Genomic DNA, 15,948 nt, shown 5'->3' with positions numbered 1-15,948 from the left:
TTGCACTCTAAGGTTTCGGGTCGCTGCTCACTATTTCAACTTATGCCATTGGATCTGTATTCGATTGTTCTCCGATTACTTTGAAAGTTGGGGATGTGATAAATGCAGAACCTGAACTGACAATCGTACCCCCCTCTCACTTTTTTTGTGTTTATCCGAAATATCTGGTTACGAAAATGTATTGCAGGGCAGTTTTCAATGCAGTTCGCAGTCTTGTTGATGGTTTTCAAGGAGCATCTTACAGGGATTGCAACTCAATAATTCGCAGTTTAGGCGGATCAATCTAAATATTGTTAGAATTTATCCCCACAAACACATCTTTCGAAAATTATCCGTTGAGTATTCAATATGCGCAAACAAGTTATAATCGTCGAAAACCATCATGAAGTACTCGATGCCTGGTCTAAAGAAAATAAACAAAATGTTATCACCCTCGATTATCATACTGATTCACACCCTGCTTTTCTGAATTTCTCATATCATCGAGCAATAGCACAAGTAAAAGATACTGATCCTCAGTTTTTAAGCCTAAAAAAACAAATAATAGCTGGAGCTTTTAGTACATACATGACAACCCGAGACATATCCCAAGTCATTACTCAATTAAAACATGACGAGCATATTGATTTTGCAACAACCACTGGAATTATAAATAAGTCTTTCTGTTTGGCAAAATGTGATGGCAATAATGCCGCCATAAATAATAATATTTTTAATATTGACACTAATTCTTCAGCATACGATGATCAGAAAATTATCGAGTACACTCCAACTTGTACTCCAACATGTACACGAGCACCTCATAATGATTATTGCATTATAGATATTGCGAGAGATTCTGTGTCTAATGCAGTTCTAACTGATGCTATCGACAAATTTAACAAAATAGAACCAAATTTACTCAGTCAGTATATTCTTGATATAGACTGCGATTACTTTACCTCTGCTGCTTCACTTTGGGATATAAAATCTCCGGAACTTAAAGTGTTAAAAGAAATAATAGAGGGCGCAACCATTATCACAATCGCAAAGGAATCCAGATGTGTCGAAGCGTGTCGCATTGAGAATGACAATATAACCAGTAAAGAAATATGTAGCTGGTTAAACGATTTGATAAATAGCATTTAAATATCACGCATAAATAAATTATTATAGTAATTCTAACTTTTCGTTGCACCTGACAAACCCAAAGTGAGCGGCTGAAGGCCGTTCACTTTGGGTTTGCAGGTGAACTTTGCGTTAGGGGCCGATTGGCAGTTTCTCGGGCTTTGCGATAAATATTAATGATTATTTGGGACGGGGAATACGGGACATCCTATATTAAAACTACCAAACACAAAGTTTCCCCGTTTACACAATAGCCCCACCGGTGCTGTCTACAGCACAAAATAAAGAGGCTGGTTGCTCACTTCTGTAGAATCTCGTACCTTATCGTTATCTGGTATCCGACATGCTGATGAACGGCTGTCAAGCATCCTTTGTCCAGGTTACGAGATTCGAGTGAGAGTCTCGTAACAACTTCCGGGACGTTGTTTAATAACGATAATAACTCCTTGCCCCTCTTCCCTTCGTTTTCGCGATAACTCCAATCCGTTTAATCCGATAACCGCTTTTTCTCAGTTCGGAGACGTTGAAGACAAAGTCTACTTAAGACCACATTTAAGCCTTCCATCGTTATCCGGTTACCCTGCAATCCATCCTGTGAATGGATGCTAAAATAGATGTAGAATATGAGCCGACAGTTGTTCTTGGCTTTCGTTTTTTTTGAAATAGCGTGAAATATTAATATTATAATAGTGAAAAGTCGATCCAATTTACTGCGGGGTTTGTAGACGGATTACAACTCAATAATCCGCAGCATGTGCAGGATGGATCGGATGCATTTAAACAATGTATACTCCATAACCTTTTGACAATGCCAAATTTCAATCGTAAGGAGTAATGAAAATGAACATCGATAGATTGTCTCAATTTGCACTTGCACTATTCATCACCATTTTTTCCATATCGTCATATGCCAATAGCGAAAGTGAAGTTCTTTTGGGGTTGAATCAAACACCTAAAACTATTGATATACGCGTTGCAACAGGAGGATGCACTCAAAAAGAAGATTTTAAAATCGATGTAAAAAAGGGATTAACAGAAAAGTCCCCTTACTCGATTACGATTTACCGAATTAAAAACGATTACTGCAAAGCTTACCTTCCAGAGGGAGTTCTTCTTTCTTTCACCAAGGAAGAACTGGGTATAAATGGTCTGACGGAATTTATTGTAACGAATAGATTTGGCAACACATCACAACATCTTATTGTTGGCATACAAGAGGATCACAACTTCCTCAAAAAGGTACTCCTTGATGCAACAATACAAGCAATCAACATGGATATCAAGCGTTACAAGGCTTGGATAGAACAGGCTTCAGACAAAGTAAAAAAGGCGGAGTACAAACAGGGACTTGACCGTCTTGTTCAGGAAAAACAGAAATACCAGACCATGAAGCCCATAGACTACGAGTTGCCAAAGAAGATCACGCTTGTAGGACAATACGAAGGTAGACAGATACTATTTAAAGGACAGAGCAAATTAGGGCCTTTTTACAATGTGGTTGCTTCGTCAAGCCCCTTGACAAAAGGGAAGGAGTATTCATTCGAGTTCTACCTCGTATACCCACGGGAATACCAGTTTCCAAGCTACTATGTTTACGTTACAAAGGCGGGAAACGAATAACAGAAGGGGGAATCGGGGAGGGTATATTAAGTTCATGCTTTGAACGGGTTAAAATCGGCAGAATTTGCCGCTCAATTTGAGGAGAATTTCCAAGAATAAGTGTTACAGTAAACGAGCCAAACGCAGTATTTGCCAAAATATAAACACATACACTGTTAGTATAAATGAAAGAATATAAAGGCTCAAGATATAATCATTTTGTTCGCCTGCAAGGTGGTATCTTTGATTATATCGCAGGAAATGCATACTCTGGAAATATTATGCTTGCAGATAATGAATTGATTGACTTATTGCAAAATTGCGACCAAAAAGGGTTGAAATATGTGAGGAAATATAATCGTGATTTATTCGCTTACCTTATTGAGAATGGTTATCTTGTGGATGCGGCGATCAATGAATTGGACCTTGTTAGGATCAAATTTGGTGCCTCAAAGTATTCTAAAAATAATATGCATCTGACTATAGTTCCTACTGATAAATGTAATTTGGGATGTATTTATTGCTACGAGAATAAAAGTGTTGGGAGCCGGATGAGTAAAAATACAATAGAGCGTATAAAGCGTTTTGTTAAGGATGGTATTAATGATCTTTCTTCTTTTGAGGTTACATGGTATGGGGGTGAACCTCTACTCGAAATAGAGGCGATTGAAGAGATGTCAAAATATTTTATTGATCTTGCGAATACTAATAACGTAACATATTCTGCTAATATGATTACTAACGGTACTCTTCTTAGCGAAGAGTTGGTAAATATCTTATTGCGCCTTAAAATTAACTATTTGCAAATTACTGTTGACGGTATTAAAGATATTCATGACTCGAGAAGATTTTACGGATTGAACAATGAGGGTAGTTTTTGTGATATTATTAATGCACTTAAAATCTGTTTAGGTAAAATTAAAGTAGGTATAAGAGTTAATGTAGATAAGACAAATATCACTCGTTATCATGAGTTGATGGATTATTTTTATCAGGAAAAGATAATTGGCCCAAATTGCGAAAATGTAGTGTCTTTAGGTTTGGTGAAAGATTGGACTGGTTCAGTTATGATGAATAAGGATAATATGTTTTCATTTGATGAATTCCGGTTTTGGAGTAGTGATCTTAAGAAAATTCTTTCGCGAAATAATATGGCTCAACATAACTGTGCTGAATTTAATCCGAAAAGCCCATGTGGTGCAGTATCTGTATCTAACTATCTTATAACACCAAGAGGTGATTTAAAGAAATGTTGGATTCATGTGACGGGCAAAGATGGTATAGTTGGTAATTTAAATAAAGGCGTAGATTTGGGGAGATTAGATGCAGTAAAATGGCTATCATATGACCCTACCAGTGATGAGAAATGCTCAGAATGTTCATTATTGCCAATATGTGCAGGGGGATGTCCTTACGACATGATGACGAAACCTGATCGTAAAGAAGAATATTGTAAATATATTGCAAAATATTATGAGGGTGTTTTGGCGGATGCGGTGTTACTAGATAACAAATAAGAGGAGGTCAAAATGGAACACAAAGAAATCAAAAAGGGAGTTAACGTCTCAAAAGGGTATTGCGGAGGCGATGCAAAATTTAGTTGTACTAAAGTATTTCCCTCTGATGCATGTGCAAAGCCTTCTAATTTATCATCATGCAGTTCTGCTGAAAACCTTAAAACAAAAGGAGATATTCCGGGAAAAGCGTGTTGTGGTGGAGGTACACTTCAGGCGGCAACAGTGGGGACAAGTTGTGGTGGTTCCACAAGTCTTTGTAATAACACGGGAGAGACTCTTAAATAATATATGTATAGTTTTCATCTAAATTACAAGGGCTACTTGCCGAAGTGGCCCTTACGAGTGGAATTGGGGACATCCTGTAAGCGCCGAGGAAAACCGGCAAAAAGCAGAGAATGCAAGTTACTCACATGAAAGGCATAGCCAGCCATCATGACCCCGAGTCATGCCTCAATAGCCCGCAATGGAATGGGGAAGCGTTAACAGGGGAAAACGCAGGCACCCTATTGATCTCCAACTCCCATACCGCTGTTCCAAAACCCCAATAACACCATTCAAAACAGTCCGTTAGCCTCTGTTTCAACAACGCGGGGACGTTCGTAACAAACTCTACTTGTGTCGGCATTTCAGCCTTCCACCGCTTCCAATTACCCAACAAACCAACCTGCAAGTCAGGAATGAGACATTAGTAGACATGAACCACCAATCGCCCCCTCCTCTTTTTCTGTCATTTTGTGTTTATAGGAAATATCAATAGCTTTACAGTAATTCAGGAAAGGAGTTACACAGAAAGAAGGTATTTGCTTTTTCTGAATCATCCAGATCACTTGAAACAATGTTAGGTTGCACAAACCGTGATCGAACTGCTACTCCTCCTCGCTGCTGTTTTTGCCATTGGCTTCGCTGCCGGTCATTACTACCGCGTCTATTCGCTGCAGAACCGAGCTGAAGCTAATTTGGCTGCCAGATTGATTGAGAACTTCACCGCGCCGAGCTATCACCTCATGAACAATGTGACACTGAGGCGCAACGATGGGACAAGCCAGGTCGATCACATTCTCATCGCACGTTCTGGCGTTTACGTGATCGAGACGAAGAACTACAAGGGCTGGATATTTGCGAACCCAAGGCACTCCATGTGGACCCAGGTTCTATTCAAGAGCAAGTTCAGGTTCCTGAATCCCGTCCATCAGAATTTTGGTCATGTTCGTGCGGTTCAATCACTCCTCGACTTCTTACCACCCGAGACGATTTCGTCTGCTGTGGTCTTTACGGGTAAGGCTGAGTTCAAGACTGAGTTACCGGTTGGTGTATACTCAACGGCAAGCTTCATCAATCACATACGAAGCCAGGTAACGGAAGTGATGTCGGAGAACCGCATGCAATTCTGCATCGGCAGATTGGAGGCCAACCGCTTGGCCTTGACACAACAAACCGATGTGGAACACCGGCAATATGTTCAGCGCAAGCATGGAGGGGTGTAACCCTGCCTCCGACCGGACGCTATGTTCTTGTTCAACAATTTCCGGGACGTTGTTGAATAACGATAATAACTCCTCGCCCCCACTTTCTCTCATTATCAAGTTAACTCGAATATATTCAATCCGATACCCGCTTTTTCTCAGTTCGGGGACGTTGACGACAATCTCTACTTGTTTCCGCTGATAATCATTCAGTCGCAATCCGTATACCCAAAAAATCATCCGTCAAGGCGTTCTGTAATATTGATCAAGAGAAGCTCGCTCATTGTTGCCTGGTAAGGTTATTCGCCCCGGTCGCGGTATCAACAAAACATTATATCGCAATACGTTGATACTCCTGCCCGACATTCAGCAAAAACATCAATCAAGATAGTGTTGTTTTCCGAACCTTCAAAAATAGGGGGTGTGGAGCGACGGCTTGCGAGCAAGAATCGGGCGCTCACTGAATACATGCGTGTGGTGGCGTAGTTACTTGCTGTTTACTGTCGTGTTTTCTTGATAGCCAAACAATATTTTGCTATTATTTCAGTAATCTATTGTTGTGACGTTAGTAAGCATGCTGGTTGTCATACGTTCAGGCATTCTTATGCAACTCATTTACTCGAAGCTGGGTATGATATTCGAACCATTCAGGAATTAATGGGGCATAAAGATGTCAGTACCACGATGATTTATACGCATGTTTTAAACAAAGGTGGTCATGGAGTAAAAAGTCCTGTTGATATGTTTATTGTCGGTTTAGACGGATCTGTATAAACCAGACTTATAACAAGAGGTGTTTTGTTGTAAATCTTTTTTAAATAGGCTGTTAGTTTTACTGTTTTGAATAAGTCGGAAGTCGTCTTATACAGAAAGAGGCTTCTGCGTTTCTGAATTAGGCAGATCAGTCTAAACATTGTTATGCCGCTTCTGGAGGATTTGCGTATGCCCGGTAAATTTCTCGGTGTTGATGGTCAGTACCACTCTGCTGGCTCATTCCTTGGTACCGATGGGAAGTATCACCCAAAAGGTTCTTTCCTAGGCCAGGATGGGAAATATCACTCTGCGGGTTATTTCTTAGGCCAAGATGGGAAGTACCATCGGAGTGGCGAGTTCGTTGGCCAAGATGGAAAATATCACCCTCAGGGCCAGTTCGTTGGCCAAGACGGTAAATACCATCCACAAGGGTCATTCCTCGGCCAAGATGGAAAGTTCCATCCGCAAGGTTCTTTCCTTGGGCAGGACGGTAAGTACCACCCTCAGGGTTGCTTTCTTGGCCAAGATGGTCGGTATCACTACGCTGGCTCTTTTCTCGGTCAAGACGGGCGGTACCATATTCAAGATGCATTCTTAGGTACCGATGGGCGCTACCACCCTGCCGGTTCATTCATTGGTGCTCATGGCCGTTACGAGGAACCTGAGCACCTCGCAGAAATGGAGCGTCACACCCAAAATGGCGTCAACTGCTAAGTGGCTAACCCAGAAGTCCACATGTACGCTGCGCGATAAAGCCGCGCAGCGCCGGTGGCTTTTACGTTCGGTATTGCAGACCTGAGATCCTATGCTTGATCAAGCAATTGGCATTCTTGGAATTACGTTCGGAGTCATTACGGCTGCCGCGCAGTGTTGGGAGAAAATTTAGGTAGTAGGGGACTCCCTTTAATATTACAACAGGATATTATGAATCGTGCCCATCTAAGCTCAAGCACTATATAACGGTATTCATTTCAATCAGTTCATGCATTGAACGGGTTAACACCGGCAGAATCTGCCGCTCAGTTTGAGGAAAATTTCCAAGAACAAGTGGTCTTATAGATGGGGGCACGTCCTGCCTCGATAACCAGCAATGGAATGGGGAAGCGTTGACAGGGGAAAACACAGGTGTCCTATTGAACTCCAACCTCCATACCGCCTTTCCTAAACCCCAATAACTCCATTCAAAAAAGCCCGTTAGCCTCTATTTCAACAACGATGGGACGTTCATAACAAACTCTACTTGTTTCCCACAGTTCAGCCTTCCACCGCTATTCGTTATGTGTTATCCAGTTGCGTAAGTACCCGGATATTTGGGAGTTCGGTATTTTCTGGTTGTTCAAAACAGTAAATTAAAAGGCATAGAAAGTATCTCCGTTCCCGAAACATCATAGTCGGGATATTAGAGGGAAAAATTGTTGCATTGTTGATTAACGCAGAGGTCCTTCTCGTTGTAGTCTTGCTGGGATATTAATATTTGGAAAAGAGAAAATGTTTAAGCCTCGGTTGAGAGTAAAACTTCATCGCAATGTGATTCGGCGCTTTTCTCTTGCAACGGCGATGACCCTGTATATACTTGCAGCATGGGTTGGTACCCAAGCCGCTGAAATACCCCAAAAAACAGTATACGTATTGCAGTATAACTTGAATGAGGCAGTTAAAACCTTGCAGTGTGCCGGGGTGAAGGATGTAAGCAGTATAGACAAGTATAGTGGCAGTGATAAAGAGTTGGGTGTGCGTTTTTTTAACCAGTTTATCCATGGAAAACTATATCCTCCTGAAAAAGCGGCCTATGTCTCGACTAATCGAAAGGAAGCGCTCTCACTGACAGCAAAGATGAAAACAATAGCCAAAGGTTATCTGGAAAAGGCTATCGCGCAGCACATAAATCTGGAAACGCCTGATTTGCAGATCATTGCATCTGCACCAGAAGCTGATTATGTGGGATCAATTGAGCGAGCGCGACGCTTATTTGATTCGTGTTGGAAGAGGGAACTGAGTTATCGCATCCAAAATCTTAAGAATGATCATGAAACAATACCCATCGATTTGGTATTCGAAGGTTCACAACTTCAAATTGAGCAACCGTCTTTAGTGCATATCCAGCTTAAGGCGAAAAGAGCCATGAGAAGTGAAAAAGGATGCAAAAATATCATCTTTGAAATGCAGTGGAGCTGTCTGAATTCTAACGGGCTTGATGGTGGAAACGCTGGTGCCAGGTCTCGATTATATCTGATAGATGGAGAATCAGCAGTGTATCAGAACGAATATGACTATGCAGGGCTGGTTTGGTTCGAAGTTGATCCCGGTCAATGGCGAATCATTCCTTGGCGGCTGGTCTCCTGGCAACGAGTTCAAAATGATAAAGTTACGGAAACGATAGAACTACAGGCTTTCCTTCCTTCGGTTCGTAGTGGATACGGTACTGTTTCTAACTTGCTTTACAATATCAGCATAAAGAGGTGATGAGATGGAAGAATATAAAAACGGGAAATAGGGTACATCCTGTAAGCGCCGATAAAACTGGTAGAAAGTAGAGTATGCAAGTTACTCACATGAAAGGCATCGCCAACCATCATGACCCCGAGTCATGCCTCAATAGCCAGCAAAGGAAAGGTGAAGCGTTGACAGGGGAAAAAACAGGCGTCCTATTAAGCTCCAACCTCCATACCGCTCTTCCTAAACCCCAATAACTCCATTCAAAACAGTCCGTTATCCGCTATTTCAACGACGAGGGGACGTTCGTAACTAACTATACTTGCGTCGGCAGTTCAGCTTCAGAATTTGCTTCCGGTGGTTATTGATCTCTCCTACCAGTTTCATTCTTAGCGATATCCATACCGTTTCCGTAATTTATTTCTGCTGGCGATGGTTCACGATCTCTTGCGAAAGATCGGTGCCTGATTTCGAAACTCAAGAAATGCGTGGGTGTATGACAGAGCAGGAACTTCTCATGGTTTTGGCCGAAGGTGAAGGCTATCGCATTGAATTCAAGGAGCAGCTCTCCAACCTTGACAAGGAGTTTGTTGGATTTGCTAATGCTTCAGGCGGGTTCATTTTTCTGGGAATCGCAGACGACAAGAGTGTCAAAGGTTTTGATATAACCAATAAAGTCAAGTCGCAGATACAGGATATTGCCCGCAATTGTGATCCGCCCGTACAGATTCTTTTTGAGGAGTTTCAGAACATTTTGATCGTCGAGGTTCGGGAAGGAACGGACAAACCATATCGCTGTACATCTGGTTTCTATAATCGAACCGGCCCCAATGCTCAGAAGATGAATCGGGATGAGATTCTGGAGTTTGTGAAATCCGAAGGCAAGGTCCGCTTCGATGAGTTGATCAAGCGTGATTTTAGTGCTGATGATTTCGATGAAACAAAATTCGATCAATTTTTACGTAAGGCTGGAATTTCCAGGGTTATGGAAACGACTTCCATGCTGAGGAACCTGCACGCGGCAGAAATACAGCAGAGCCAATGCTTCTATTACAACACCGCTGTGCTTTTCTTTTCGAGGAACCTTGCGGATCACTACTTTCATACCTGTGTAACCTGCGCTATATATAAAGGTGTGGACAAGGTGACCGTGCTCGATCGTAAGGATTTTAACCGTGACATTGTCGAAAGCATTGATGAGGCAGTGCTCTATCTCAAGCAGCATCTTAAAGTTCGCTATGAGTTTGACGGATCTCCGGCGCGCAGGGAGATTCCGGAAATTCCTTATGAAGCTCTTCGCGAAGCGATCATCAACGCAGTGATCCATCGGGACTATTTTGAAAAAGGTGCCAATGTCATGATTGAAATTTATGACGACAGGGTGGAGATAACCAGTCCGGGAGGGTTGCCCAAAGGTCTTAAGGTTGAAGATTTTGGCAAGGTGAGCCTGCTACGAAACCCTAACATCGCCAACCTGATGCAGCGGATTGAGTACATAGAAAAGATGGGTACCGGTGTGATGCGAATGCAAAAACTGTTGGCGGAGGCAGGCCTTGAACCCCTGAAATACGAGTTCTCAGGCTTTGTGCGTGCAGTATTTCGTCGTTTTCCGGTTACCGAGCAAGTTACCGAGCAAGTTACCGAGCAAGCTACCGAGCAAGCTACCGAGCAAGTTGGGGGGGAGAAGCTGCACGCCATATTGGATTTTTGTTCTGAAGCCAGAAGCAGAGAAGAGATTCAGGTATTTTTGGGGTTAAAGCACCGAGAACATTTCCGGGCAGAGATTCTGGCACCTTTGCTCAAAGCTGGTTTGCTGGTTCCAACGATACCTGACAAACAGAACAGTCCCAAGCAAAAATATATTACAGTGAGGTCGTTGTGGAATGAGTAAGTACAATAACCCGAAGGTACTCATGGCCTGCTCTGCCGATAGCTAACATAACATTTACAGTTCGATAGCCGTTCAGGGGTGGGATGCAGGACATCCTGTAAGCGCCGATAAAAACTGGTAGAAAGTAGAATATGCAAGTTACTCACATGAAAGGCATAGCCAACCATCATGCCACCGAGTCATGCCTCGATAATTAGCATTGGAATGAGGAAGCGTTGACAGGGGAAAGCGCCGAGTGACCCAAATGATGAGCTTGTGCTTGAATTAGCGGTTGCGACAAGTTTGGTATTCAGGCAATCACCCCGAAAGAGTTTTTGGGGATTTTACGTGAGGAGAAAAAATGAGCGCATTAAGTTTACGTTTACCCAAATCATTACACGAGCAGCTCCGCGAAGTGGCGCAGGAAGAGGGTATATCCATCAATCAGTTTGTTATGCTTGCTGTTGCTGAAAAAGTGGCTTCTCTTTCAGCGGTTGAATATTTGGAAAAGCGGGCGAAAAGCGGCAGCCGCGACAAATTCCTTGAAATATTAAACAAAGTTCCTGACGTGGAACCCGAAGCATTTGACAAGCTGTAACCGCGTTTGACAGAGCTTACATGGGCGGGCGTTGACAACTCAACGTGCCTCAGCATTTCAGTTTTTCTTCCATATCCGGCAGCCGAGCATGTTACCGGGCAAGTCGGGAAGAAGAATCGAGGAATTGGAATAATTCGCTTCGTCTATTTACCAATATCGCGCTCCTCTGGAGCTCTGGATAATCCCGATTTGTCGCGAATGATGCATTGGCCGAGCCTGAACTTGCCGCCGCGCGCAGCCCTCTTTTCAATATTGTCGGAAACATCCATACCTTTAAAGAAGCGGGGATGCGTTACTGATTTCGTTTGGCCCTTGTGCCATAAAAGCTCTATTGATACTACGTCTATGTCTGATCCTGCCACCAATACAGAATACTTGAAACTCTCCGTTTCCGAGCGTATTCAGCTCGTCGAGGATATCTGGGACAGCATTGCTGCTGAGGCTTCAGATGCGTTTGAGTTGTCACAAGCCCAGGTTGATGAGTTACATCGTCGGTTTGCTGCACACCGTGCAGACCCCTCCTCAGCCGTTCGGTGGGAACAGGTTCGATCAAAATTGTTTCAGGGTAGGCCCTGATGCTGGTTTTGCTCCGTCCTGAGGCTGAGCTTTAGCTTCTGGCAGCACTGCTTTTCATGATTAACCGAAATATCTGTACCTTTACAGTACTTCATTGAGACAGAGCGGTAATTCATGCCGCAAGTGTTTACCAAAAAACACATTATCCGATATGAGCACAATCTCTATTGCCGACATTCTTGTGCTTCCGGTTCAGGAGCGCATTCGTCTCGTTGAGCTTATCTGGGATAGCGTTGCAGCCGTGCCTGAAGCGCTGGAGATTTCTCCTTCGCTCAAGGCTGAACTTGACATGCGACTTGCGGAGTTTGAGGCCAATCCGGAAGCTGGCTACTCCTGGGAGCAAGTGAAATCCCATCTTAAAGACGGCTCATGGCGTACCGCCTGAAATTTTCTGCATGAGCGTTACGTGAAACAGGCGAGGCTCAATATTGGTACGAATTGCAGAGCCCCGGCCATGGTAAAGAATTTATTACTGCACTGGAGTTACAGCTAAAACGGCTTGAGCAAGCCCCTTTGCTCTACACTGAGGTCATTACAAATGTTCGCCGTGCTCTCCTTCCCCGCTTTCCTTACGGTTTATTTTATGTGCTGCAGGGTAATGCTGTACATGTTTTGGCAGTTTTACATGACGCACGTAGCACGTCCAGTTGGCCAAAAAAACGCTGACCATCATTATCGATTTTCAAATCAGTTCAACTTCCGGGACCTTGTTCTGTAACCCCAATAACTTCTCGCCCCTTTTCCTCTGATTATCCTGCTAACTCCAATCAATTCAATCTGATGCCTGCTTTTTATCGACGAGGGGTGAGTAGGCCAGAGGAGTTTCACCTTCAGCCTCTCGCAGAACCGGACATGAACCTCCCGGCTCTTGCGGCTCCCATTATGGGGGAAAGTCGAAGCTGCCAACAATTTCAACTTCCGCAATACGCTTTTTGCCTGAGCTTGAAAATGCCTTCTGCGCTGTAGATAATTACGCTTTTAATGTGTATTCTGGAGTTTAACCTTGCAAATCACGGAATGACTATCCATAATTGCGCAGATGATTGCCAGAGATCTACATAACAAGCTTGTCGACACCCTTCAGCATTTTCCGGCAGTAGCGCTGCTTGGCCCTCGCCAGGTGGGAAAAACCACTCTTGCACTTGAAATCGGCCATTCGCGAAATTCACTTTATCTTGATCTGGAATCAGAACAGGACAGAGCAAAAATGGCGCAGCCCGAGTTTTATCTCTCTGACCATCAGGATAAGCTTGTCATCATTGACGAGGTTCATCGTGCTCCAGGTCTTTTTCCTGTTCTTCGGGGTCTTATTGACCGTAGTCGCCGTGCAGGAAGGAAAAACGGGCAATATCTCCTTCTCGGATCGGCCTCCCTTGATCTGCTCAAACAGTCCGGTGAGACTCTGGCCGGTCGTATTGCTTATCTGGAACTTACCCCGTTTACCGTGTTGGAAACGCCTGAATTTCCTTCCGATGAGTTGTGGGTGCGCGGTGGATTTCCCGATAGTCTGCTTGCCGATAGCAGCGCAGAAAGCCTTCGTTGGCGGCAGAACTTTATTCGTACCTACCTTGAACGGGATATTCCCCAGTTTGGGCCGCGCATAGCTGCGGAAACCTTGCGAAGATTCTGGATTATGCTTGCCCATAACCAGAGTGGATTATTGAATTCATCGCAGTTTGCCAGGAATCTTGGTGTTGATGTCAAAACAGTTAACAGTTATATCGACCTGCTGGTTGATCTGCTGCTTGTTCGTCGTCTAACTCCATGGCACAGCAACATTGGCAAGCGTCTGGTCAAGGCTCCAAAAGTTTATGTACGAGACAGTGGACTTCTTCACGCACTTCTCACCATACCAGACAAGGAAGCGCTTCTGTCTCATCCTGTTGTCGGACAAAGCTGGGAGGGATTTGTAATTGAAAATATCCTTGGATCTGTTTCAGACGATGTTCAGGCCTGTTTTTATCGCACAGCCGGAGGTGGAGAGGTTGACCTGTTGCTCTCCTGGCCGAACGGCAACTTGTGGGCCGTTGAAATAAAACGCAGTGTGACGCCAAAGCTGGAGCGAGGGTTTCACTCGGCCTGTACAGATCTCAATCCTTCTCGCAAGTATGTTGTCTATCCTGGAAGCGAACGATATAGAATGGCATTGGATGCAGAGGCAATTTCATTGATTGATATGGTGCGGGAGCTGAATGATATTGGTGAATGACTCGGCGAAGGGACGTTGCCGATAAACTCTACTTGCCTCCTCCGATCAGCATCTGACTGCCTGGTTCAGTATCGATCGCTTCATCACAATCCCGTCTTCAGGAACTACTATTCCGGTTTTCGAGTTGTTCCCCTCAGTGGTCTTCCTGAAAATCTGAACATCTTATATCCGGAACTCCGGACTTGATGGAGTGAGTGGATGAATGTTGAGACCATCCACAAAGATCCGGATCCCTCTCAGGAACTCTTCAATGCAATAGTGAACGTTTCATGGAAACCAGATGGATAACTCCTTGACCGCTCTTCCGGAAAACATTGTTATTTTTGACGGTGTGTGCAATCTGTGCGAATTTTCGGTGAATTTTATTTTTGAGCACGATACCGCCGGGCATTTCTCTTTCACGCCTGCCCAGTCTCCTCTTGGAGCGTCGTTACTCAAGCATTTTGGCATCAATACTTCGCGTCTTGACACCGTCGTTCTTGTCAGGGGTGACCGCGCCTTTACCCGAAGTGCCGCTGCCATTGAAATCGCCTCCAGACTCGATATGCCATGGAATCTGCTCACCCTGTTCCAGGCGGTTCCCGAATTCCTGCGGGATGTGATGTACGATCTGATAGCGCAGAACCGATATCAGCTGTTCGGGAAAAAAGATCAATGCATGTTGCCGTCCGATGAGTTGCGCAGGCGTTTTCTCGAACAACTGCCGGGATAGCCAGCCATCGCAAGCGACATCGACCTCTTCATCGGAAAAGAATAAAAACCATGTCAGACAACACAGCGGGTCGTTTTTTTGCATATCTGAACTGGCTTCTCAATCCATTCCATGGTTTGGAGACGACGGAAGTCTATGATCTGATTGGTACCACTTCTCTTACCGAGCACAGGCTGTATCTGAATCTTGGTTACTGGCGGGATGTGGATACCATCGATGATGCCAGTGAAGCGCTTGCTCTTCTGGTGGCGAAACGGGGCGGCATGGCTGCAGGTGATATAGTGCTGGATTGCGGGTATGGCTTTGGCGATCAGGATATCCTCTGGGCCAGGACTATGAAACCCGAAAAAATCATCGGGCTGAATATCACAAGGTCTCAGGTGGAACGGGCGCGGATGAATGTTGCCGATGCAGGGGTCGGGAGGTCGATAGATTTAAGGGAAGGTTCGGCAACAAAGATGCCGATTGCAAATGAATCCATCGATCTGGTCGTTTCCCTGGAAAGTGCTTTCCACTACAGGAGCCGTGAGGATTTTTTCAAGGAGGCGTATCGGGTGTTGCGACCGGGAGGAAGGCTGGTGACAGCGGACATTGTCCCGACAGAAAACTCCGATAATCTTTTCAGGCGGATGGAGCAATGGATTTCATGGAGGCTTGTAGCCGGCAAATTCAATATTCCGCAGGAAAACTACTATCTGATTCCCTCCTACACCAGTAAGCTCATGAGTACCGGCTTCGTTGCTATCGATATCAAATCAATACGTGACGATGTCTATCAGCCTCTTCATGAGTATCTGTCAAGAGATCAAAAGTTTGTCAGGAAGCTGCCTCCGGTTGCCATGATTCTCGCAAAATCAGCACTGCATCGCTCTGCAGAGAGTGTCTACGCCGGCCTGGACTATATTCTCTCTTATGCTGAAAAGCCGGAGAAATCCGGGTGACATCCTGAATCGATGAAAACAGAGTGAAGACCATAACTTCCGGGACGTTCAACGGTTCGGGGACTATGACGACAAACTCTACTTGCCTCGGCAGTTCAGCATCATAATCCACCAACCAACGAGTGAATTCAGTGGATGCAAGTGGCTGCGGTGTGGATTAAGGTAGATTC

The 15,948-nt window shown here is 44.3% G+C and carries 14 protein-coding genes and 2 pseudogenes; all 16 read left to right on the top strand.

All coding sequences use genetic code 11. The features are described from left to right. The first annotated feature begins 348 nt into the window (after window positions 1-348). The 16 genes and pseudogenes from CFERDRAFT_RS05015 to CFERDRAFT_RS04945 all read left to right on the top strand — a co-directional run bounded on the left by CFERDRAFT_RS05015 (window position 349) and on the right by CFERDRAFT_RS04945 (window position 15,778). A complete protein-coding gene (locus CFERDRAFT_RS05015; protein ID WP_006366148.1) occupies window positions 349-1,128 on the top strand; it encodes a peptide arginase family protein in 780 nt (259 codons plus the stop codon). An 813-nt stretch (window positions 1,129-1,941) separates the two neighbouring features. After that, a complete protein-coding gene (locus CFERDRAFT_RS05010) occupies window positions 1,942-2,727 on the top strand; it encodes a hypothetical protein (protein WP_040433192.1) in 786 nt (261 codons plus the stop codon). Between the two features lie 164 nt (window positions 2,728-2,891). Then, window positions 2,892-4,223: a radical SAM/SPASM domain-containing protein gene (locus CFERDRAFT_RS05005; RefSeq protein WP_006366147.1), complete on the top strand. Its 1,332-nt coding sequence runs from the start codon at window positions 2,892-2,894 to the stop codon at window positions 4,221-4,223. Between the two features lie 12 nt (window positions 4,224-4,235). After that, window positions 4,236-4,508, top strand: coding sequence for a hypothetical protein (locus tag CFERDRAFT_RS05000; RefSeq protein WP_156778002.1), 273 nt, complete (start codon window positions 4,236-4,238; stop codon window positions 4,506-4,508). Window positions 4,509-5,077: 569 nt separating this feature from the next. Further along, complete coding sequence (locus tag CFERDRAFT_RS04995) at window positions 5,078-5,707, top strand: nuclease-related domain-containing protein (protein WP_040433188.1); 630 nt, start codon at window positions 5,078-5,080, stop codon at window positions 5,705-5,707. Between the two features lie 549 nt (window positions 5,708-6,256). Then, window positions 6,257-6,460 (top strand): annotated as a pseudogene (locus CFERDRAFT_RS12040) (tyrosine-type recombinase/integrase); the annotation flags it as partial. 144 nt (window positions 6,461-6,604) lie between these two features. Next, complete coding sequence (locus CFERDRAFT_RS04990) at window positions 6,605-7,153, top strand: hypothetical protein (RefSeq protein WP_040433187.1); 549 nt, start codon at window positions 6,605-6,607, stop codon at window positions 7,151-7,153. Between the two features lie 843 nt (window positions 7,154-7,996). After that, window positions 7,997-8,902, top strand: a complete 906-nt coding sequence (locus CFERDRAFT_RS04985; protein WP_232209760.1) for a hypothetical protein — start codon at window positions 7,997-7,999, stop codon at window positions 8,900-8,902. 466 nt (window positions 8,903-9,368) lie between these two features. Further along, on the top strand, window positions 9,369-10,763 hold the full coding sequence (locus tag CFERDRAFT_RS04980; RefSeq protein WP_040433186.1) for an ATP-binding protein: 1,395 nt from the start codon (window positions 9,369-9,371) through the stop codon (window positions 10,761-10,763). Between the two features lie 340 nt (window positions 10,764-11,103). After that, on the top strand, window positions 11,104-11,340 hold the full coding sequence (locus CFERDRAFT_RS04975; protein ID WP_006366118.1) for a toxin-antitoxin system HicB family antitoxin: 237 nt from the start codon (window positions 11,104-11,106) through the stop codon (window positions 11,338-11,340). 198 nt (window positions 11,341-11,538) lie between these two features. Next, a complete protein-coding gene (locus tag CFERDRAFT_RS12650) occupies window positions 11,539-11,916 on the top strand; it encodes an addiction module protein (protein ID WP_006366117.1) in 378 nt (125 codons plus the stop codon). Window positions 11,917-12,067: 151 nt separating this feature from the next. Further along, window positions 12,068-12,301, top strand: coding sequence for an addiction module protein (locus CFERDRAFT_RS04965; RefSeq protein WP_006366116.1), 234 nt, complete (start codon window positions 12,068-12,070; stop codon window positions 12,299-12,301). Window positions 12,302-12,342: 41 nt separating this feature from the next. Further along, window positions 12,343-12,582, top strand: a pseudogene (locus CFERDRAFT_RS12690) (type II toxin-antitoxin system RelE/ParE family toxin); the annotation flags it as partial. A 373-nt stretch (window positions 12,583-12,955) separates the two neighbouring features. Beyond that, window positions 12,956-14,125, top strand: coding sequence for an ATP-binding protein (locus tag CFERDRAFT_RS04955; RefSeq protein WP_006366115.1), 1,170 nt, complete (start codon window positions 12,956-12,958; stop codon window positions 14,123-14,125). A 280-nt stretch (window positions 14,126-14,405) separates the two neighbouring features. After that, the gene (locus CFERDRAFT_RS04950; protein ID WP_006366114.1) at window positions 14,406-14,837 is read left to right on the top strand and encodes a thiol-disulfide oxidoreductase DCC family protein; all 432 of its coding nucleotides are present in this window, start codon (window positions 14,406-14,408) and stop codon (window positions 14,835-14,837) included. Window positions 14,838-14,887: 50 nt separating this feature from the next. Continuing rightward, window positions 14,888-15,778: a class I SAM-dependent methyltransferase gene (locus CFERDRAFT_RS04945; RefSeq protein WP_006366113.1), complete on the top strand. Its 891-nt coding sequence runs from the start codon at window positions 14,888-14,890 to the stop codon at window positions 15,776-15,778. Window positions 15,779-15,948 lie beyond the last annotated feature (170 nt).

The sequence above is a fragment of the Chlorobium ferrooxidans DSM 13031 genome, from assembly GCF_000168715.1.
Taxonomy (GTDB): domain Bacteria; phylum Bacteroidota; class Chlorobiia; order Chlorobiales; family Chlorobiaceae; genus Chlorobium; species Chlorobium ferrooxidans.
This window is presented reverse-complemented; position numbering and strand designations above follow the sequence as displayed.